This is a genomic window from Streptomyces sp. NPDC018000, from assembly GCF_044328025.1.
GTDB lineage: Bacteria > Actinomycetota > Actinomycetes > Streptomycetales > Streptomycetaceae > Streptomyces.
In genome coordinates, this window is sequence record NZ_JBIRGM010000010.1 from 161,011 (window position 1) to 180,558 (window position 19,548).

General features: G+C 70.5%; 20 protein-coding genes. 14 read left to right on the forward strand and 6 right to left on the reverse strand.

Annotated features, from left to right (window positions below; translation table 11 throughout):
* Positions 1-20 precede the first annotated feature (20 nt).
* Complete coding sequence (dnaE, locus tag ACH4EW_RS21580) at positions 21-3,560, forward strand: DNA polymerase III subunit alpha (RefSeq protein WP_398259179.1); 3,540 nt, start codon at positions 21-23, stop codon at positions 3,558-3,560.
* A gap of 97 nt (positions 3,561-3,657) precedes the next feature.
* Here dnaE and ACH4EW_RS21585 read toward each other — a convergent pair whose 3' ends face one another.
* A complete protein-coding gene (locus ACH4EW_RS21585) occupies positions 3,658-3,837 on the reverse strand; it encodes a hypothetical protein (protein WP_398259181.1) in 180 nt (59 codons plus the stop codon).
* A 225-nt stretch (positions 3,838-4,062) separates the two neighbouring features.
* Here ACH4EW_RS21585 and ACH4EW_RS21590 point away from each other — a divergent pair, with 225 nt between their 5' ends.
* From ACH4EW_RS21590 to ACH4EW_RS21605, 4 genes are all read left to right on the forward strand, one after another.
* On the forward strand, positions 4,063-5,334 hold the full coding sequence (locus ACH4EW_RS21590; protein ID WP_398259183.1) for an NYN domain-containing protein: 1,272 nt from the start codon (positions 4,063-4,065) through the stop codon (positions 5,332-5,334).
* A 154-nt stretch (positions 5,335-5,488) separates the two neighbouring features.
* On the forward strand, positions 5,489-6,463 hold the full coding sequence (locus ACH4EW_RS21595) for an ABC transporter ATP-binding protein (RefSeq protein ID WP_398259257.1): 975 nt from the start codon (positions 5,489-5,491) through the stop codon (positions 6,461-6,463).
* Positions 6,464-6,529: 66 nt separating this feature from the next.
* On the forward strand, positions 6,530-7,369 hold the full coding sequence (locus tag ACH4EW_RS21600) for an ABC transporter permease (protein ID WP_398259185.1): 840 nt from the start codon (positions 6,530-6,532) through the stop codon (positions 7,367-7,369).
* Between the two features lie 34 nt (positions 7,370-7,403).
* Positions 7,404-8,180: an ABC transporter permease gene (locus tag ACH4EW_RS21605; RefSeq protein ID WP_398259187.1), complete on the forward strand. Its 777-nt coding sequence runs from the start codon at positions 7,404-7,406 to the stop codon at positions 8,178-8,180.
* A 56-nt stretch (positions 8,181-8,236) separates the two neighbouring features.
* Here the strand turns inward: ACH4EW_RS21605 and ybaK are convergent, their stop codons facing one another.
* The 4 genes from ybaK to ACH4EW_RS21625 form a co-directional block, all read right to left on the reverse strand.
* A complete protein-coding gene (gene ybaK / locus ACH4EW_RS21610) occupies positions 8,237-8,740 on the reverse strand; it encodes a Cys-tRNA(Pro) deacylase (RefSeq protein ID WP_398259189.1) in 504 nt (167 codons plus the stop codon).
* 28 nt (positions 8,741-8,768) lie between these two features.
* Positions 8,769-9,512: an LON peptidase substrate-binding domain-containing protein gene (locus tag ACH4EW_RS21615; protein WP_398259191.1), complete on the reverse strand. Its 744-nt coding sequence runs from the start codon at positions 9,510-9,512 to the stop codon at positions 8,769-8,771.
* 5 nt (positions 9,513-9,517) lie between these two features.
* Positions 9,518-10,555, reverse strand: a complete 1,038-nt coding sequence (locus ACH4EW_RS21620) for a hypothetical protein (RefSeq protein WP_398259193.1) — start codon at positions 10,553-10,555, stop codon at positions 9,518-9,520.
* 269 nt (positions 10,556-10,824) lie between these two features.
* On the reverse strand, positions 10,825-12,426 hold the full coding sequence (locus ACH4EW_RS21625) for an oxidoreductase (RefSeq protein WP_398259195.1): 1,602 nt from the start codon (positions 12,424-12,426) through the stop codon (positions 10,825-10,827).
* Positions 12,427-12,563: 137 nt separating this feature from the next.
* On the opposite strand from ACH4EW_RS21625, the gene hisD reads away from it, so the two are divergent.
* Genes hisD through hisF form a run of 8 tightly spaced genes read left to right on the forward strand, consistent with a single transcriptional unit; the run spans position 12,564 to position 18,310 of the window.
* Positions 12,564-13,886 (forward strand): histidinol dehydrogenase, encoded by a 1,323-nt coding sequence (hisD, locus tag ACH4EW_RS21630; protein WP_398259197.1) that lies wholly within the window; start codon positions 12,564-12,566, stop codon positions 13,884-13,886.
* Positions 13,883-15,028, forward strand: a complete 1,146-nt coding sequence (locus ACH4EW_RS21635) for a histidinol-phosphate transaminase (protein ID WP_398259199.1) — start codon at positions 13,883-13,885, stop codon at positions 15,026-15,028. The genes hisD and ACH4EW_RS21635 overlap by 4 nt, the downstream gene beginning before the upstream one ends.
* A complete protein-coding gene (gene hisB, locus ACH4EW_RS21640) occupies positions 15,025-15,621 on the forward strand; it encodes an imidazoleglycerol-phosphate dehydratase HisB (RefSeq protein WP_398259201.1) in 597 nt (198 codons plus the stop codon). Before ACH4EW_RS21635 ends, hisB begins: the two co-directional genes overlap by 4 nt.
* Positions 15,618-15,785 (forward strand): hypothetical protein, encoded by a 168-nt coding sequence (locus ACH4EW_RS21645; RefSeq protein WP_398259203.1) that lies wholly within the window; start codon positions 15,618-15,620, stop codon positions 15,783-15,785. The genes hisB and ACH4EW_RS21645 overlap by 4 nt, the downstream gene beginning before the upstream one ends.
* A gap of 11 nt (positions 15,786-15,796) precedes the next feature.
* The gene (gene hisH / locus ACH4EW_RS21650; RefSeq protein WP_398259205.1) at positions 15,797-16,438 is read left to right on the forward strand and encodes an imidazole glycerol phosphate synthase subunit HisH; all 642 of its coding nucleotides are present in this window, start codon (positions 15,797-15,799) and stop codon (positions 16,436-16,438) included.
* Positions 16,438-17,163: a bifunctional 1-(5-phosphoribosyl)-5-((5-phosphoribosylamino)methylideneamino)imidazole-4-carboxamide isomerase/phosphoribosylanthranilate isomerase PriA gene (gene priA / locus ACH4EW_RS21655; protein WP_398259207.1), complete on the forward strand. Its 726-nt coding sequence runs from the start codon at positions 16,438-16,440 to the stop codon at positions 17,161-17,163. Before hisH ends, priA begins: the two co-directional genes overlap by 1 nt.
* Positions 17,160-17,558: a RidA family protein gene (locus ACH4EW_RS21660; protein ID WP_398259209.1), complete on the forward strand. Its 399-nt coding sequence runs from the start codon at positions 17,160-17,162 to the stop codon at positions 17,556-17,558. Before priA ends, ACH4EW_RS21660 begins: the two co-directional genes overlap by 4 nt.
* Positions 17,555-18,310 (forward strand): imidazole glycerol phosphate synthase subunit HisF, encoded by a 756-nt coding sequence (gene hisF, locus ACH4EW_RS21665; protein WP_266362031.1) that lies wholly within the window; start codon positions 17,555-17,557, stop codon positions 18,308-18,310. Before ACH4EW_RS21660 ends, hisF begins: the two co-directional genes overlap by 4 nt.
* Positions 18,311-18,436: 126 nt before the next feature.
* On the opposite strand, the gene ACH4EW_RS21670 is transcribed toward hisF, so the two are convergent.
* Positions 18,437-19,069, reverse strand: a complete 633-nt coding sequence (locus ACH4EW_RS21670; protein WP_398259211.1) for a TIGR03085 family metal-binding protein — start codon at positions 19,067-19,069, stop codon at positions 18,437-18,439.
* Positions 19,070-19,153: 84 nt separating this feature from the next.
* Here ACH4EW_RS21670 and hisI point away from each other — a divergent pair, with 84 nt between their 5' ends.
* Entirely contained in the window at positions 19,154-19,537 is a 384-nt protein-coding gene (gene hisI, locus ACH4EW_RS21675; protein ID WP_398259213.1) for a phosphoribosyl-AMP cyclohydrolase, read from the forward strand.
* Positions 19,538-19,548 lie beyond the last annotated feature (11 nt).

Genomic DNA, 19,548 nt, shown 5'->3' on the forward strand with positions numbered 1-19,548 from the left:
TTTCCCGGAGGCCCGACGCCGTGACCAAGCCGCCCTTTACGCACCTTCACGTCCACACCCAGTACTCGCTGCTGGACGGTGCCGCGCGGCTCAAGGACATGTTCGCTGCCTGCAATGAGATGGGCATGTCGCACATCGCGATGACGGACCACGGCAACCTGCACGGGGCTTACGACTTCTTCCATTCGGCGCGGAAGGCGGGCGTGACGCCGATCATCGGGATCGAGGCGTACGTCGCTCCGGAGTCGCGCAAGCACAAGCGGAAGATCCAGTGGGGCCAGCCGCACCAGAAGCGGGACGACGTCTCCGGTTCCGGTGGTTACACCCACAAGACGATCTGGGCGTCGAACGCGACGGGGCTGCACAACCTCTTCCGGCTGTCCTCGGACGCGTACGCCGAGGGCTGGCTGCAGAAGTGGCCCCGCATGGACAAGGAGACCATCGCCCAGTGGTCCGAGGGCCTGATCGCCTCGACCGGCTGCCCCTCGGGCGAGGTGCAGACGCGGCTGCGGCTCGGCCAGTTCGACGAGGCGGTCCAGGCGGCCTCCGACTACAAGGACATCTTCGGCGAGGGCAAGTATTTCCTGGAGCTGATGGACCACGGCATCGAGATCGAGCGCCGGGTCCGTGACGGCCTCCTCGAAATCGGCAAGAAGCTGAACATCCCGCCGCTGGTGACCAACGACTCGCACTACACCTACGCGCACGAGGCCACCGCGCACGACGCGCTGCTGTGCATCCAGACCGGCAAGAACCTCTCCGACCCGGACCGCTTCCGCTTCGACGGCACCGGCTACTACATCAAGACGACCGAGGAGATGTACGGCGTCGACTCCTCCGACGCCTGGCAGGAGGGGTGCGCCAACACGCTGCTGGTCGCCGAGCAGATCGACACCGGCGGGATGTTCGAGAAGCGCGACCTGATGCCGAAGTTCGACATCCCGGACGGCTACACGGAGATCACCTGGTTCCAGGAGGAGGTCCGGGTCGGGATGAACCGCCGCTTCCCGGGCGGCGTCCCCGAGGACCGGCAGAAGCAGGCCGAGTACGAGATGGACGTCATCATCCAGATGGGGTTCCCGGGGTACTTCCTGGTGGTCGCCGACTTCATCATGTGGGCGAAGAACAACGGCATCGCGGTCGGTCCCGGCCGAGGCTCCGCGGCCGGCTCGATCGTGGCGTACGCGATGGGCATCACCGACCTCGACCCGATCGAGCACGGACTGATCTTCGAGCGGTTCCTCAACCCCGAGCGTGTCTCCATGCCCGATGTCGACATCGACTTCGACGAGCGCAGGCGCGTCGAAGTGATCAGGTACGTGACGGAGAAGTACGGCGCCGACAAGGTCGCCATGATCGGCACGTACGGCAAGATCAAGGCGAAGAACGCCATCAAGGACTCCGCCCGCGTCCTCGGCTATCCGTACGCCATGGGCGACCGGCTCACCAAGGCGATGCCCGCCGACGTCCTCGGCAAGGGCATCGACCTCAACGGCATCACCGACCCCAAGCACCCGCGCTACAGCGAGGCGGGCGAGATCCGGGGGATGTACGAGAACGAGCCGGACGTGAAGAAGGTCATCGACACCGCGAAGGGCGTCGAGGGCCTGGTCCGGCAGATGGGTGTGCACGCCGCAGGCGTGATCATGTCCAGCGAGCCCATCGTCGACCACGCCCCGGTCTGGGTACGGCACACCGACGGCGTCACCATCACGCAGTGGGACTACCCGCAGTGCGAGTCGCTCGGCCTGCTGAAGATGGACTTCCTCGGCCTGCGCAACCTCACCATCATGGACGACGCCGTCAAGATGGTGGAGAGCAACAAGGGCGTCAAGCTGGACCTGCTCGGCCTCCCGCTGGACGACCCGAAGACGTACGACATGCTCTGCCGCGGTGACACGCTCGGCGTGTTCCAGTTCGACGGCGGCCCGATGCGCTCCCTGCTGCGCCAGATGCAGCCCGACAACTTCGAGGACATCTCCGCCGTCTCGGCCCTCTACCGGCCGGGCCCGATGGGCATGAACTCGCACACGAACTACGCCGAGCGCAAGAACGGCCGCCAGGAGATTACCCCGATCCACCCGGAGCTGGAGGAGCCGCTCAAGGAGACCCTCGGCCTGACCTACGGCCTGATCGTCTACCAGGAGCAGGTGCAGAAGGCCGCCCAGATCATCGCCGGATACTCGCTCGGCGAGGCCGACATCCTGCGCCGCGTGATGGGCAAGAAGAAGCCCGAGGAGCTGGAGAAGAACTTCGTCCTCTTCCAGGCGGGCGCCAAGAAGAAGGGCTTCTCCGACGCCGCGATCCAGGCCCTGTGGGACGTGCTGGTCCCGTTCGCCGGATACGCGTTCAACAAGGCACACTCCTCCGCGTACGGCCTGGTCACCTACTGGACCGCGTACCTGAAGGCGAACTTCCCCGCCGAGTACATGGCGGCGCTGCTGACCTCGGTCAAGGACGACAAGGACAAGTCGGCGGTCTATCTCAACGAGTGCCGCCGCATGGGCATCAAGGTGCTGCCGCCCAATGTGAACGAGTCCCTGTCGAACTTCGCGGCGCAGGGCGACGACGTGATCCTCTTCGGCCTCACGGCCGTCCGGAACGTCGGCCAGAACGTCGTCGACTCGATCATCCGGTGCCGCAAGGCGAAGGGGAAGTACAGCAGCTTCCCCGACTTCCTGGACAAGGTCGAGGCGGTCGTCTGCAACAAGCGCACCGTCGAATCACTGATCAAGGCCGGCGCCTTCGACGAGATGGGCCACACCCGCAAGGGTCTGGTCGCCCACCACGAGCCGATGATCGACAACGTGGTGCAGGTCAAGCGCAAGGAGGCCGAGGGGCAGTTCGACCTCTTCGGCGGGATGGGCGAGGAGGAGAGCGACGAGCCCGGCTTCGGGCTCGACGTGGAGTTCTCCGACATCGAGTGGGAGAAGTCCTACCTGCTGGCCCAGGAGCGCGAGATGCTCGGCCTGTACGTCTCCGACCACCCGCTCTTCGGTCTGGAACACGTGCTGTCCGACAAGGCCGACTCCTCGATCTCCCAGCTGACCGGCGGGGAGCACGCCGACGGTGCCATCGTCACCGTCGGCGGCATCATCTCCGGACTGCAGCGCAAGATGACCAAGCAGGGCAACGCCTGGGCCATCGCCACTGTCGAGGACCTGGCCGGATCCATCGAGTGCATGTTCTTCCCCGCCACCTACCAACTGGTCTCCACCCAGCTCGTCGAGGACACCGTCGTCTTCGTCAAGGGACGCCTCGACAAGCGGGAGGACGTGCCCCGGCTCGTCGCCATGGAGATGCAGGTCCCCGACATCTCGTCGGCCGGCACCAACGCCCCCGTGGTCCTGACCATCCCCACGGTCAAGATCACCCCGCCCATGGTCAGCCGCCTCGGCGAGGTCCTCAGCAACCACCGGGGCGACACCGAGGTGCGGATCAGGCTCCAGGGCCCCCGCAAGACCACGGTGCTCCGGCTCGACCGGCACCGGGTGAAACCCGACCCGGCGCTCTTCGGTGACCTGAAGGTGCTGCTCGGACCGTCCTGCCTGGCCGGCTGAGCCGGTTCACGGCCGACGTACGAGGAGGGGCGCCCCGCGAAAACAGGAGCGCCCCTCTCGGGCATGCGGCCGGCGGCGCGACCGGAGACCTGTCCGGTCAGTTGTGGCCGAAGCGCCGCTGGTGCTTACGGGCAACATCAGCAGGGCTGCCCTGACCTTGCGACTGAGGCTGTGTCTGCGACTCGTAAGCAGTCGACTGGCCCTCTTCCGCACCGCGCTCCGGACCGGACGTGCGGTTCTGCCGGCTGCTCTGCTTGCGGTTCTTGTTCTTGGCCATGGTGTTCCTCCTACGGGGACTCTCGGGGCCAGGACCGCGTTCAGATTCACATAACGGGATAAAGCATGCATGTTGGATCATTACGGTGCGTAGTGAGGGAGGTATCATGCGCCGTTTTCCGGATCCGCCACGCCGATGATCGAGTTCCGGCCGTCAACCCCTGCGCGGTCGGGCAGACTCGAAGGAAACCCTTGGCAAAGACCACACCCGAACTTCTGGAAGAGGGTGGAACGCGTGGACCGTTGCGTTGTCCTGGTGGACGCCGGCTACTTGCTGGGCGCAGCCGCGAGCCTGCTGGCCGGGGAGCCCGCCCGTTCCCGCATCACCGTCGACCACGCGGCCCTCATCCGGGGGCTGCGCGAGCTGGCAGAGGCCGATACGAAGCAGCCGCTGCTGCGGATCTACTGGTTCGACGGGGCCCCCGACCGCGTACCGCAGCCCGAGCACCGCAGACTCCGTGTGATGCCCCGGGTGACCGTCCGGCTCGGCGCTCTCACCCGCAGCGACGGGCGCTGGGCGCAGAAGGGCGTCGACGCCGCGATGCACGCCGAGCTCACCGAACTGGCCAGGAACCGGGCCTGCTCCGACGTGGTGCTGGTGACCGGTGACGGCGATCTGCTGCCCGGCCTGATGTCCGCCAAGGAACACGGCGTCGCCGTCCATCTGTGGGCCCTCCAGGCCGCCGACGGCGACTACAACCAGTCCGAGGACCTGGTCGCCGAGGCCGACGAACGAAGGGTGCTCGACCGGGCCTGGATCACCCAGGCCGTACGGGCCAAGGAGACCGGCGGCGTCTGCGCCCCGCCGCCCGCGCCACGGCCGGAGATCGCCGCGATCCTCTCCGCACCGCTGCCCGAGGCGGCCCTGGCCGCATCCGCCGAGCGGGCATCGGAGGCCCAGGCGGCGGCCGACCGCAACGGTGCGGTCCCGCCGCCCGAGGAGAGTTCCACCGCCGACCGGCCCGGCCCCGGCACCAAGGGCGTCCCCACTCCCAAGGACCTGGCGGGCAGCCTGCGCGGCCCCGGCGCCCAGCCCGCCCAGCCGTCGCCCGCCGGCGCCACCCTGCGCTGGTCCTCCGACAAGGGCTGGATGGAGCGCGGCGGACCGCTGGGCGAGCCCGCCGAGACCGCGTCCCTCCCGACGCTGGCCCAGCTCACCAGCGCCGAGCAGCGCTGGGCGGACCGCGAGGAGGACATCACCACCGTCGGCGGCGACCCCTTCGAGGTGGGCCAGGTCTTCGCCCGGCGCTGGATGGAGCGGCTGCCGGAGACCGCCCATCTCCAGAAGCTGTCCAGCATGTATCCACGCATCCCGCACCGCATCGACGGCGAACTGCTGCGGTACGCGGCACGGTTCGGCCTGCTCGCACACAAGGACGACCAGATCGACGAACACGACCGCTACGCGATCCGGGCCGGATTCTGGCGGGAGATCGATGTACGGGCCGCGGCGGAACACACCCCCGCGGTGGAGCGAACGAGCCCGTACGGCGACTGACGGCACAGTGGTCCCGCGGTCGGGCGACCCGGCCGGCGACTGCGGCGTCGGTGCCCGACCGGCATGGCCCCGGGCACAATCCGGGGCATCCGACCCCGTACTCTCGTACCTCGTGAGTACGGGCACAGCACAGGCGCAGACGGCGACCGGGACCGTGTGCGCGGTGCGTGATCTGGTCAAGACCCATCCCGCAGCCCGCGGCCGCCGCGGTGCACCCGCCACACCCGAGGTGCGCGCCACCGACGGGATCAGCCTGGATGTGCGGCGCGGCGAGATCTTCGGACTTCTCGGCCCCAACGGCGCCGGAAAGTCAACGCTGGTACGGCAGCTCACCGGGCTGATGCGGCCCGATTCCGGCAGCGTCACCGTGCTGGGCCACGATCTCGTACGCCATCCCGAGCGGGCCTCCCGGCTGATCGGGTACCTCGGACAGGAGTCCACCGCACTTGACGAGCTGACCGTCTCGCTCGCCGCCGAGACCACCGGGCGGCTGCGCGGCCTCGCGGTACGGGACGCCCGCGCCGAGCGCGACGCCGTACTCGACGAACTCGGCCTCACCGAGATCGCGGGACGCCCCCTGAAGAAGCTCTCCGGCGGACAGCGACGGCTCGCCTGCTTCGCGGCCGCTCTGGTCGGCGAGCGGCCGGTGCTGGTGCTGGACGAGCCGACGACCGGCATGGACCCCGTCGCGCGGCGCGCCGTCTGGGCCGCCGTCGACCGGCGCAGGGCCGAACGCGGCACGACGGTGCTGCTCGTCACCCACAACGTCATCGAGGCCGAGACGGTCCTCGACCGGGTCGCCGTGATCGAACGCGGCAAGGTCATCGCCTGCGACACGCCCACCGGGCTCAAGGAACGTGTCGCGGGCGATGTCCGGGTCGAGCTGGTGTGGCGCGAAAGGGCGCCCCTGGACGTGCCAGAGGTGGCCGCGCTGCGCGGCCACGCCCAGGAGTCCGGGCGGCGCTGGGTACTGCGGCTCGGTCCGGACGAGGCACGGGCGGCGGTCGCCGCGATGACCGGCGGCGCGGCCTTTGCCGCACTCGACGACTTCACGCTGACGACGCCCAGCCTGGAGGACGTCTATCTTGCGCTCGGCGGGGACGCGACCAAGGGACTGGTGAAGTCATGACCGGGCGGGCGGGGCAACCGGGTGCGCATGCGTGACCGGGCAGGGAACGAACAGGAGCAGCGCCAAGTGACGAGCATGGTTCCCGCGCAGGCGGTGACCGGAACCGTCCGGACCGCCGATGACGGCCGTGCCGGCCACGAGGGGGCAGCTCCTGCGCCGCTCGCGCCGCGGGCCCGGCTGCTTCCCTCGCTCGCGGCCGTCTACCGCGCCCAGCTGTCCAGGGCCAGGGTCGCCCGTATCCCGCTGCTCTTCGTCGCGACCTTCCAGTCCGTCGGGATCATGGTGCTGATGCGCGGGGTCGTCGACGGAGGCTCCGAGGCGCGCGCCGTCGTCGCCGGATCCAGCGTCCTCGTGGTGGCCTTCGTCGCGCTCAACCTGCTTGCCCAGTACTTCGGGCAGTTGCGGGCCGGCGGCGGGCTCGACCACTACGCCACCCTGCCGGTGCCGCCCGCCGCGGTGGTGCTCGGTGCGGCCGGGGCGTACGCCTCTTTCACCGTGCCCGGCACGATCGTCACGGCAGTGGCGGGGAGCGTGCTGTTCGGGCTGCCGCTGGCGCATCTGTGGGTGCTCGTAGCCGTCATCCCGCTCTCCGGAGCGGCGCTCTCCGGGCTCGGTGCCGCGATGGGGCTGCTTGCTCCCCGCCAGGAGCTGGCCACGCTGCTCGGGCAGCTGGGCATGTCGGCGGCGTTGCTGCTCGGCGTCCTGCCGGCCGACCGGCTGCCCGCGCCGATGGGCTGGGCCCGCGATCTGCTGCCGTCGACGTACGGCGTCGAGGCACTCGCCCGGTCCTTCGACGCCCACCCCGACTGGGCGGTCGTCGCACTGGATCTCGCGGTCTGCGCCGTCGTCGGCGTCCTCTCGCTGGCTGCGGCCACCTGGGCGTACCGCAGGGCAGCGGTCCGGTGAGGCGCGGCACAGGGACGCCTGGCACGATGGCAACGTGACCGCACCGCTGACGCCGCCCCACCAGCCCTCGTCCAACGGCCCCTGGCAGACCCCGCCGGAATGGGGTGGTCAGGGTGGTACCGGTGGTACCGGTGGTACCGGTGGTACCGGCGGCCCGGGTGACCCCCACTCCGGCGGCGTGCCGGAGCCGCAGGAAGAGCGGGATCTGCGGTCGGAACTGCTGCGGGCCGCTGTTGTCACCGTTCTCGTCACCGTCGCGGGCATCGGGCTCGGACTTCTGTGGCTGTGGCTGGCGCCGAGGGTTCCGCTGATCTCCGACGGCACGGCCGTCTTCCTCCGCGACAGCGAGGGCGAGGAGGCGATCGGCGCCGACGGTACGTTCGTGCTGCTGGCACTGGCATTCGGTGCTCTCTCCGCAGCACTGGTCTTCCTGTTCCACCGACGTGGCGGAATTGCCCTGGTGGTGGGGCTGGCGTTGGGCGGACTGCTCGGTTCGGTGCTGGCCTGGCGGCTGGGGGTGTGGCTCGGGCCGGACCAGGACGTGGTCGCGCACGCACGAGCGGTCGGCAAGGGCGTGGTCTTCGATGCGCCGCTTCAGCTGCTGTCGAAGGGGGCGCTGCTGGCGTGGCCGCTGGGGGCGATGGCGGTTCATCTCGGGTTGACTGCGTTGTTCGGGCCGCGGGATCCGGAGCCGGAGTGGGGTGTGTATCCGGGGTGGGCCGCAGGCGGGCCTGTGCCGGGGCCGGGGGCTTCGGGAGCGGGATCGCCCGCGGGCGGGGGCGCGCCGCCGGTGCCGCCGACCGAGTCGTAGGCGGGTGCGGGTGCGGGTGCGGATGGGGCGGGTGCGGGCCGCTGCGCGGGCCTGTCCTACCCCCGGCCGATCTCCGCGAACACCGCCCCCGTGAGGGACGCCAGATCCGTGGGGGACAGTTCGACCTCCAGGCCGCGGCGGCCCGCCGAGACGCAGATTGTTTCGTGGGACCGTGCCGATGCGTCCACCACCGTACGCAGCCGCTTCCGCTGGCCCAGGGGGGAGATGCCGCCCCGTACGTAGCCCGTGGTGCGTTCCGCGGCTGCCGGGTCGGCCATGGCGGCTCGTTTGCCGCCCACCGCGGAGGCCAGGGCCTTGAGGTCCAGGGAGCCGGCCACCGGAACGACCGCCACGGTGAGTATGCCGTCGACGTCCGCGACCAGGGTCTTGAAGACCCGGTCGGGGGAGACGCCCAGGGCCTCGGCCGCCTCCTCGCCGTAGGAGGCCGACGCCGGGTCGTGGTCGTAGGAGTGGACGGTGAACGCCGTGCCGGCCGCGGTCAGCGCGACCGTTGCCGGGGTGCCGCCGGACTGCTGCTGCTTCTTCGGCTTCTTCGCCACGGGGAAGGGTCCTCGGGTCGGTTGTCAGTCAGTTGGGGTGGGTCGGGGCGCGCGTCAGGTCCACTGCGGGCAGGGACGGCAGATGCCGGATGACGGCGGTCTCGGAGCGCAGCAGCGTCAGCTCCTCGCGGAGCCGGGTCGCGGTGTCGGGTGCCTGGAGCAGCCGCTGCTTGCACGGGATGTCGAGTACGGCCGCCGCCGCGACCAGGTAGGAGACCACTGAGGGGTCGTCGGGCAGGTCCGCACCCGTCGTCAGGGAGCGTTCGCTCGCCCCGGCCAGCCGCTTCTGGTAGCCGCGGAACGCCCGCAGGACGCCCTCGGCGAGTGCGCCGGCCTCCTCGCCGGGTTTCTCGTCCAGCTCTTCCAGTTCGGCCGTCAGATAGGGGCCGCTCGCCTCGACGGAGAGCAGCTTGACCCGGGTGGTGCCGGTCGCCAGGACCTCGAAGCTGCCGTCCGGCCGTTCCCGGATCTTCGCCGCGTCGGCGATGCAGCCGACCCGGTGGAAGGCCTGGATCGGGTCGGGGCCGAAGCCGTCCGCAGGACCGCGATCGACCGGGGTGCTCACCGCTCCCGGCATTCCGGCGGCCGTCGGGGCGATCTCGCGGCCGTCGCGGATCGCGACCACGGCGAAGCGGCGGGGCTCGTCGGCGTCGGTCTTCAACAGCTCGCGCATCATGGCGCGATAACGCTCCTCGAAGACGTTCAGCGGCAGCACGAGGCCGGGGAACAGCACCGCGTTCAGCGGGAACAGAGGCAGGCGAGCGGTGGTCACAACGGTCAAGCGTAATGGCCGCGGGGCCGGCCTCGGCCGGCCCGGCCCGCGAAGGGCGTCGCGCAGGCCACCCGGAGCAGCACCTCGCTCCTCGCGTCGAGGAACCGGCCGAGCGGATCGTCGGAGACCGACGACCACGGGAACGACGCCGCATGAGGTCCGATCTGCCGGAACTGTTCCAGCGCCTCGTCCCAGCGGCCCCGCGCGATCAGCACGAACGCCAGCAGGTTGCGGACCTCGGCTGGCCAGGGATCGCCGGGCGCGAACGAGGCGGACAGCGTGATCGCCAGATCCGCCGCCGCGTCGATCCGTTCCTCCTGCACCGAAGTGGTCCGTACGCCCGGCCCCTCGATCAGCAGGGCGAAGGCGGCCCGCAGCGGCAGGGCCTGCACCAGCGAGCTGGACAGTGAGTCCTCGGCGGCCCGCTCGGCGAAGTCGAAGCACTCGCGGTGCGAGCCGTGCCAGGCGGCGGAGAGGTACCGCAGCGCCGCGACATGGCAGCCGTAGTGGTGCGAGGAGCGCTGGATCGCTTGTTCCCACAGCGCCTCGAACGTGGTGTGCGTGGCATGGGTGCCGCGCGCATGGTCGAGCGCGAGCCGCCACGGCACCGGGTCGCGGGGATCGCTCTCGGCCGCCGCGGTGATCAGCGGTCCCACCTCACGCAGCTGCTCCGCCCGGACGGGCGACTCCCAGGCCCGGCGGACCGCCAGCTCGGCCTTGACGAGCAGCGCGTCCGGGTCGCGCGGTGCGGCGGCGAGCCAGCCGGTCAGCCATCCGTCGCGGTTGCGGGCGAACGTGACGAGTCGGCCGAGGTAGCGGTCCCGGTTCTCCCACTCGGCGCCGTCCCGGGTGGTGGCGAGGAGTTTCGCGGCCGGTTCGTACTCCCCGAGGGCGGCGGCGACGAGCGCCGGGGAGAGCCGCTCGTCGGGGGCGTCGAGCAGCACCGCGTCGTCCGCCGGCAGTCCGGCGGACCCCTGTGGGGAGCGCCGGATCATGCGCGCGGTATGGAGCAGAGCGCGAAGGAATGACATGGTGCAGACCATTGAAAAGCGCTGGTCGGAAAGGCGCCAGAGGGGCGCTGTGAAGCTTTGGTGCCGAGTGAATGGGTTGTATCGATCAGGGTCAATAAAAGGTAAAGGAAAGCAGGGAATCTGGCTTGATTCTGCCGATCCGGGCGTCGGTCCGGCGATACTCCGGCCGTGACTCGGCAGGTCGTTCGACCAGGCCCTGCGGCCGCCGCGACGGCCACTGGGCAGAAGGACTTCGGCCGGCCGGACGGTCGGTCGTCCGGCCGGCCGTGGCCGGATTCCGGTCAGCCCCGGCGCAGCAACCGTGAGGCGCCCGCCGCGACCGTCGTGGCCAGTATCCAACCCAGCAGGACGAGCACGGCCGCCGCCCACTGCCAGCCGCCCTCCATCCGCCAGTAACCGTCCTGGCCGAGATCGATGACCGGCACCAGCAGATCGAGTGCGTACAGCGCCGGGTTCCACAGCGGATGCTCATCCTGTTTGATCGATGCCGGAACGTGCCGGGAGAAGGCCAGCGCACCCGCCGCCCACAGCACCGCCATCCACACCGCGGCCCGCCCCGGCCGGTATCCGTACGCCACCGTCCAGTCCTGGAGGAAGCCCCAGAGCTTCGCGGCGGCCGGCAGCGTCTCGCGGCGCCGCCGCTGCTTGGCCAGCAGCACTTCGCGGGCGTCCGCGTCCTCGCCGCAGTTGCGCAGCACGGTGGCGAGGCGTTCGTACGGCTCCGGTACGTACTCCGGGGTCGCCGCCGCCACCCACTCCAGGCGCCGGGAGAGCGGGAAGTGCCCGTACGGGACGAGGTTCTCGTACACGAAACCGCCCATCGCCAGACCGCCGGGGCCCGGCCAGCTGGTCGACACATCGATCAGCGTGACGACCTTCGCGCCGTTCAGCACGACCCGGCCCTCCTCCGGCCGCTCCGCGTTGAACCGCAGCTCCGGGGTGACGATCCGGCGCAGCGACAGCTCCTCGTGCCGGGCCAGTACGAAGCGTGCCTTGTGCAGATCGACCGCGTCACCGAACCGCCCGTCGTCCAGGCGTACCCCGCCGCGGCACTCGAAGATCTGCGAACGCGTACCGCGCGCCGGGGTCGGCGCCATGACGATGCCGTACGGGGGAGTGGTGCCCTGGTTCCCGGTGTCGATGCTCACCCACGCCTCGCTCATGTACAGCGTCCGCTCCACGGTCAGCTGAGGGGCGTTCAGGGCGCGCCGCCCCTCCCTGCCCCGCAGCCGGCTTCCGCGCAGGCTCAGCGAACCGCCGACTTTCGCCCCGCGCAGGCTCAGCTCGCCGCGCGCCTCGACCAGCTCCGCCTGAAGGTCCTGGGCGACCGCCAGCCCGTCAGCGGCCAGGGCGCGCCCGCCCCGGTCGGGGCCGATCTCGATCTGGTTGATCAGCAGGTCGGTGCCGATCTGGGCGTCGGTGAGCCGGATCCCGCGCTTGATGCGGCAGCGCGGCAGATGCAGATCGCCCTCGGTGCGCAGCCGGGCCGCCTCCAGCCGGGGCATCGCACAGCCGACGATCCGCAACGTCGTGAAATGGCATTCGGGCAGCACCACCTCGTTCTCGAAGCGGCAGCCGGTCAGCTCGACGTACGGCGCGACGCGCCCGCCCGCGAGATCAAGCGTCCCGGTGATCCGGACGCCCCGGAGCTTCAGCGCGGCGACCCGTCCGGGCCGCGGCGGCGGCCCGGACAGCAGCAGCCGGGCGACGATGCGCCCGTTCACACTGCGCTCAGGCCCCCAGACGTGCGGCGCGAACGGATCGTCCCGCGCCGGGTCGCGGGCGCGCAGATCGTAGGTACTGCCGTTCCGGAAGGCCTGCCACATGCCCAGCTCGGCCGCGCTGAGACCGTCCGGAAAATCGTCGTCGTGCGGTTCGGTCACGGGTGCCCCTTCCGCTCGGAGCTGTTCTTCCCCGTGAGTGACGGCGTGAACGCCATTGGTCAGCAGTGACGGCCGGGACATGTATCAGCCAGTGATACGGGCGACCGACGCCGGAGGTGGTCTGCGAGAATTGCGGTGTGATCTCTCGAATCGATCTGCGCGGCAACGCCCTTCCCGAGGGTGGAGCCCTGCGCGACCTGCTGCCCCGTGCCGAGTTCGACGTGGAAGCCGCCCTGGAGACGGTGCGGCCCATCTGCGAGGACGTACGCCATCGTGGCTCGGCGGCAGTGATCGAGTGGGGGGAGAAATTCGACGGCGTACGGATCGACTCGATCCGCGTTCCGGCGGCGGCGATCGCCGAGGCGCTGGAGCGGCTCGACCCCGCCGTACGGGCCGCCCTCGAGGAGTCGATCCGCCGCGCCCGCCTCGTCCACCGCGAGCAGCGCCGCACCACGCACACCACCCAGGTCGTCCCCGGCGGCACCGTCACCGAGAAGTGGGTGCCGGTCGAGCGCGTCGGGCTGTACGTGCCGGGCGGGCGCTCCGTCTACCCGTCGTCCGTCGTCATGAACGTCGTACCGGCCCAGGAGGCGGGCGTCGAGGGCATCGCCGTCGCGTCCCCGCCGCAGAAGGACTTCGACGGTCTGCCGCACCCGACCATCCTCGCCGCCTGCGCCCTGCTCGGCGTCGACGAGGTGTACGCGGCCGGCGGCGCCCAGGCCGTCGCGATGTTCGCGTACGGGACGGCCGAATGTCTTGCGGTGAACCTCGTCACCGGCCCCGGCAACATCTATGTCGCCGCCGCCAAGCGCCTCCTCAAGGGCCGGATCGGCATCGACGCCGAGGCCGGCCCCACCGAGATCGCGATCCTCGCCGACTCCACCGCCGACCCGGTGCACGTCGCCGCCGACCTGATCAGCCAGGCCGAGCACGACCCGATGGCCGCCGCCGTCCTCGTCACCGACTCCGAGGAGCTGGCCGCCGCCACCGAGGCCGAGCTGAAGCCGCAGGTGGCCGCGACGAAGCACGCCACCGACCGGATCGAGCCCGCACTGGCCGGCCGTCAGTCCGCGATCGTCCTGGTCAACAACCTGGAGGACGGCCTCAAGGTCGTCGACGCATACGCCGCCGAGCACCTGGAGATCCAGACCGCCGACGCCGCCGCGCTCGCCGACCGGGTCCGCAACGCCGGGGCGGTGTTCGTCGGCCCGTGGGCCCCGGTCTCGCTCGGGGACTACTGCGCCGGCTCCAACCACGTCCTGCCCACCGGCGGCTGCGCCTGCCACTCCTCGGGCCTGTCGGTGCAGTCCTTCCTGCGCGGCATCCACATCATCGACTACACGCGCGACGCGCTCGCCGAGGTCACCCACCATGTCGTGACCCTCGCCGAGGCGGAGGACCTCCCCGCTCACGGCGCCGCGCTCAAGGCCAGGTTCGGTGGAGAGGTTCCGCAGCAGTGACGCACAGCCACACCACCCCGACGACACGGATCGACGATCTCCCGATCCGCGACGAACTGCGCGGCCAGTCCCCGTACGGGGCGCCGCAGCTCGACGTACCCGTGCGGCTGAACACCAACGAGAACCCGTACCCGCTGCCCGAGGCACTCGTCGACCGGATCGCCGAGCGCGTCCGCGAGGCCGCCCGCGGCCTCAACCGCTACCCCGACCGGGACGCCGTCGAGCTCCGTACGGAACTGGGCCGCTACCTCAGCCGCACCGCCGGGCACGAAGTCACGCTCGCCAACGTCTGGGCGGCCAACGGCTCCAACGAGGTGCTCCAGCAGCTGCTGCAGACCTTCGGCGGCCCGGGGCGCACCGCGATCGGCTTCGAGCCCTCGTACTCCATGCACGCCCTCATCGCCCGCGGCACCGGCACCGGCTGGATCTCCGGACCGCGCAACGAGGACTTCACCATCGACGTCGAGGCCGCCCGGAAGGCCATCGCCGAGCACCGGCCCGACGTCGTCTTCATCACCTCGCCCAACAACCCCACCGGCACCGCCGTCGACGCCGAGACCGTACTCGCGCTGTACGAGGCGGCCCAGGCGGCCAAGCCGTCGATGGTCGTCGTCGACGAGGCGTACGGCGAGTTCAGCCACCACGCCTCGCTGCTCCCGCTGATCGAGGGCCGGCCGAACATGGTGCTCTCGCGCACCATGTCGAAGGCGTTCGGCGCCGCCGGACTGCGTCTTGGTTACCTCGCCGCCGACCCGGCCGTCGTCGACGCGGTCCAACTGGTGAGGCTGCCGTACCACCTGTCCTCCGTCACCCAGGCCACCGCGCTCGCCGCCCTGGAGCACACGGATACGCTGCTCGGATACGTCGCACAGCTCAAGAGCGAACGCGACCGGATCGTCACCCGGCTGCGCGCGCTCGGCTACGACGTCACCGACTCGGACGCCAACTTCGTCCAGTTCGGCCGCTTCGCCGACAGCCACACCGCCTGGCAGCGGATCCTCGACCGGGGCGTCCTGGTCCGGGACAACGGCGTACCGGGGTGGCTGCGGGTCTCCGCGGGCACCCCGGCAGAGAACGACGCGTTCCTCGATGCGGTACGCACGCTTGTAAATGAGATCGCCAAGAAGGAGCACGACGCATGAGCCCCCGCGTAGGCCGCGTGCAACGCACCACCAAGGAAACCTCGGTACTCGTCGAGATAAACCTCGACGGCACCGGCAAGGTCGATGTGTCGACCGGGGTCGGTTTCTTCGACCACATGCTCGACCAGCTCGGCCGGCACGGACTCTTCGATCTCACGGTCAAGACCGACGGCGATCTGCACATCGACTCGCACCACACCATCGAGGACACCGCCCTCGCGCTCGGCGCCGCGTTCAAGCAGGCCCTCGGCGACAAGGTCGGCATCCACCGCTTCGGCAACTGCACCGTCCCGCTGGACGAGTCCCTCGCACAGGTCACCGTCGACCTGTCCGGCCGCCCGTACCTGGTGCACACCGAGCCCGAGAACATGGCGCCCATGATCGGTGCGTACGACACGACGATGACGCGGCACATCCTGGAGTCCTTCGTCGCGCAGGCGCAGATCGCCCTGCACGTCCACGTGCCGTACGGGCGCAACGCCCACCACATCGTGGAGTGCCAGTTCAAGGCGCTCGCACGCGCCCTGCGGTACGCCTGCGAGCACGACCCGCGCGCTGCCGGAATCCTCCCCTCTACGAAGGGTGCGCTGTGACCGGCGTCAACACCATTCTGATCGTCGTCGGCCTCTTCCTGGCCGGCGGCGTCTACTCCTTCGCGAAGCAGAAGATGCCCACGGGCGTCATCGTGCTGCTCGGGATCGGCTCCGTGATGTGCCTGGCCGCAGGCATTTTGCGGATCGAGGGACTCTGGGACTGAGGGAGCGACCTGTGAGTGACCAGAAGAAGGTCGTCGTCTTCGACTACGGCTTCGGCAACGTCCGCTCCGCCGAGCGCGCCCTCGCCCGTGTCGGCGCGGACGTCGAGATCACCCGCGACTTCGACAGGGCGATGAACGCCGACGGACTGCTGGTGCCCGGTGTCGGTGCGTTCTCCGCCTGCATGGAGGGGCTGAAGAAGGCCCGCGGCGAATGGATCATCGGCCGCAGGCTCTCGGGCGGCCGCCCCGTCATGGGCATCTGCGTCGGTATGCAGATCCTCTTCGAGCGCGGCATCGAGCACGGCGTGGAGACGGAGGGGCTGGACGAATGGCCCGGCACCGTCGCCCCGCTGAAGGCCCCCGTCGTCCCGCACATGGGCTGGAACACCGTGCGGTCCCCCGAGGACTCCCAGCTCTTCGCCGGTCTCGACCCCGAGGCCCGGTTCTACTTCGTGCACTCCTACGCCGTGCACGACTGGAGCCTGGAGGTCACCAACCCCAAGATCCGCGCCCCCAGGGTGACCTGGGCAACCCATGGCGAGCCGTTCGTCGCGGCCGTGGAGAACGGCGCCCTGTGGGCCACCCAGTTCCACCCCGAGAAGTCCGGCGATGCCGGCGCCCAGCTGCTGACCAACTGGATTGAGACGCTGTAATGCCGAAGCTTGAACTCCTCCCCGCCGTCGACGTCCGCGACGGCCAGGCCGTCCGCCTCGTCCACGGCGAGTCCGGCTCCGAGACCTCCTACGGCGACCCTCTGCAGGCCGCCCTCGCCTGGCAGCAGGCGGGCGCCGAATGGCTGCATCTCGTCGATCTGGACGCCGCGTTCGGCACCGGTGACAACCGGGCGCAGATCGCCGAGGTGGCCCGCTCCATGAACATCAAGGTCGAGCTCTCCGGCGGCATCCGCGATGACGCCTCGCTCGCCGCCGCCCTCGCCACCGGCTGCACCAGGGTCAACCTCGGCACCGCAGCCCTGGAGACCCCTCAGTGGGTCGCCAAGGTCATCGCCGAGCACGGTGACAAGATCGCCGTCGGCCTCGACGTCCGCGGCACGACGCTGCGCGGCCGCGGCTGGACCCGCGACGGCGGCGACCTCTACGAGACGCTCGCCCGCCTCGACTCCGAGGGCTGCGCCCGTTACGTCGTCACCGACATCGCCAAGGACGGCACGCTCCAGGGCCCCAACCTGGAACTCCTGAAGAACGTCTGCGCCGCCACCGACAAGCCCGTCGTCGCCTCCGGCGGTGTCTCCTCGCTGGATGACCTGCGGGCCATCTCCTCGCTCGTCCCGGACGGCGTCGAGGGCGCGATCGTCGGCAAGGCGCTGTACGCGAAGGCGTTCACCCTCGAAGAAGCACTGCAGGTGGTCTCCGGATGACCGACTCCGTCAACCGCATCTCCTCCGACGCCCCCTGGGAGGACAAGTTCGGCTACTCCCGCGCGGTCGAGCTGCCCAACGGCCTTGTTCTGGTCGCTGGTTGCACGTCGGTGGTCAACGGCCAGATCTCCGCGGGCGGCCCGTACGAGCAGGCCGTCACCTCCTTCAAAGTCGCCTTCGACGCGCTGAAACAGGTCGGTCTGGGCCGTGAGGACGTTGTCCGCACCCGGATGTACCTCACGCACGCCCGGGACGTGGACGAGGTCGGCCGCGCCCACAAGGAGCTCTTCGACGACGTCCGTCCCGCCGCGTCTATGATCATCGTGTCCGGTTTCGTGGACCCGAGCCTGGTCGTCGAGGTCGAGGTCGAGGCATACCGGGCAGGTGCGCGGTGACTCTCGCGGTGCGCGTCATTCCGTGCCTGGACGTCGACAACGGCCGGGTCGTCAAGGGCGTCAACTTCCAGAACCTGCGCGATGCGGGCGACCCCGTCGAGATGGCGAAGCTGTACGACGCCGAGGGCGCCGACGAGCTGACCTTCCTGGACATCACCGCGTCCAGCGGCGACCGGGAGACCACCTACGACGTGGTGCGCCGCACCGCCGAGCAGGTCTTCATCCCGCTCACGGTCGGCGGCGGCGTCCGTACCGCCGACGACGTCGACAAACTGCTGCGGGCCGGCGCCGACAAGGTCGGCGTCAACACCGCGGCCATCGCCCGCCCCGACCTCATCCGGGAGATCGCCGAGCGCTTCGGCCGCCAGGTCCTGGTGCTCTCCGTGGACGCCCGGCGCACCCCCGCGGGCACCTTCGAGGTCACCACGCACGGCGGACGCAGAGGCACCGGCATCGACGCCGTCGAATGGGCGCACCGGGCCGCCGAGCTGGGCGCGGGCGAGATCCTGCTCAACTCGATGGACGCGGACGGCACCAAGGACGGCTACGACACCGAGATGATCGCGGCGGTACGGGAGCATGTCACCGTCCCCGTCATCGCCTCCGGCGGCGCGGGCCGGCTCGCGGACTTCGCACCGGCCATCGCGGCGGGTGCCGACGCGGTGCTCGCCGCGTCCGTCTTCCACTTCGGTGATCTGCGGATCTCCGAGGTCAAGGGTGCTCTCAGGGAGGCCGGACACCCGGTTCGCTGACCGCAACGCCATCGATCGCCGGGCGGAGCCGATTTTTTGGCTCCGCCCGGCGATCGGCGTTTCGAGGACCGGGCCGCCGGCCGGCTGCGAGGTACGGAACTCCCGCGCTGACCGGACCCGTACGCCCTACATCCCCAGCTCCGCCGTGTGCAGCCGGGCCACCGCCTCCTTGTCGCCCTCCAGTTCCACCGTCGCCGCGTCCTGCCGGCCGAACGCGAAGAGCAGCAGCTCGCCGGGCTCGCCGGTGACCGTCACCACCGGGGTGCCCTTGTGCGCCACCACCGTCTGGCCGTCCGGGCGGCGCAGCACCAGCCCCACGGGGGATTTGCGGCCCAGCAGCCGGGCCGTCCTCTCGGCGCGCGACCACAGCACATCGGCGAAGACCGGGTCCAGCTCCCGCCGTGACCAGTCCGGCTGGGCCCGGCGCACATCCTCCGCGTGGATGTAGAACTCGACGGTGTTGGCGGCCTCGTCGATCTGCTTCAGACCGAACGGGGACATCCGCGGCGGTCCGGTGCGGATCAGCTGGATCAGTTCCTCGTACGGCTTCGCCGCGTACTCCGCCTGCACCCGGTCGAGGCGGTTCTTCAGCACGCCCAGCACCACCCCTCCCGCCGCGTCCGGCCGGCGCTCGCGGACCACCACATGGGCGGCCAGGTCCCGGGCCGTCCAGCCGTGGCACAGGGTCGGGGCTTCCGGTCCCGCCGCCTCCAACAGGTCGGCGAGCAGAAGTCGTTCACGCTTCGCATGGGTCGACATGCCCGCCAGCGTACGGCCGCAGCAGGCGGTCCGCCCAGTGGACGCCACACAGAACCGCGTCCGCGACCACGGCACAATGGGCGCATGACCAGCGCGCCCACGCCCAGCACCCCGCCGCCGTCCGGCAACCTCGACCCGGCCATCGCCGCCCGCCTCAAGCGCGACGCCGACGGCCTCGTCCCGGCCATCGCCCAGCAGTACGACACCGGCGAGGTACTGATGCTCGGCTGGATGGACGACGAGGCCCTGCACCGCACCCTCACCACCGGCCGCTGCACCTACTGGTCGCGCAGCCGCCAGGAGTACTGGGTCAAGGGCGACACCTCGGGCCACATCCAGCAGGTCAAGTCCGTCGCCCTCGACTGCGACGCCGACACCGTCCTCGTCAGGGTCGACCAGACGGGTGCCGCCTGCCACACCGGCGACCGCACCTGTTTCGACGCCGACGTCCTTCCGCTCGGCCAGTAGGGTCAGCCGCC

What these genes read in the sequence shown, in the direction of transcription:
- ACH4EW_RS21670 (WP_398259211.1), bottom strand. Translation starts at nt 19,069, where the DNA reads ATGTCGACCCATGCGAAGCGTGAACGACTTCTGCTCGCCGACCTGTTG.
- hisB (WP_398259201.1), top strand. Translation starts at nt 15,025, where the DNA reads ATGAGCCCCCGCGTAGGCCGCGTGCAACGCACCACCAAGGAAACCTCG.
- ACH4EW_RS21585 (WP_398259181.1), bottom strand. Translation starts at nt 3,837, where the DNA reads ATGGCCAAGAACAAGAACCGCAAGCAGAGCAGCCGGCAGAACCGCACG.
- ACH4EW_RS21660 (WP_398259209.1), top strand. Translation starts at nt 17,160, where the DNA reads ATGACCGACTCCGTCAACCGCATCTCCTCCGACGCCCCCTGGGAGGAC.
- ACH4EW_RS21620 (WP_398259193.1), bottom strand. Translation starts at nt 10,555, where the DNA reads ATGGTCTGCACCATGTCATTCCTTCGCGCTCTGCTCCATACCGCGCGC.
- hisI (WP_398259213.1), top strand. Translation starts at nt 19,154, where the DNA reads ATGACCAGCGCGCCCACGCCCAGCACCCCGCCGCCGTCCGGCAACCTC.
- priA (WP_398259207.1), top strand. Translation starts at nt 16,438, where the DNA reads ATGCCGAAGCTTGAACTCCTCCCCGCCGTCGACGTCCGCGACGGCCAG.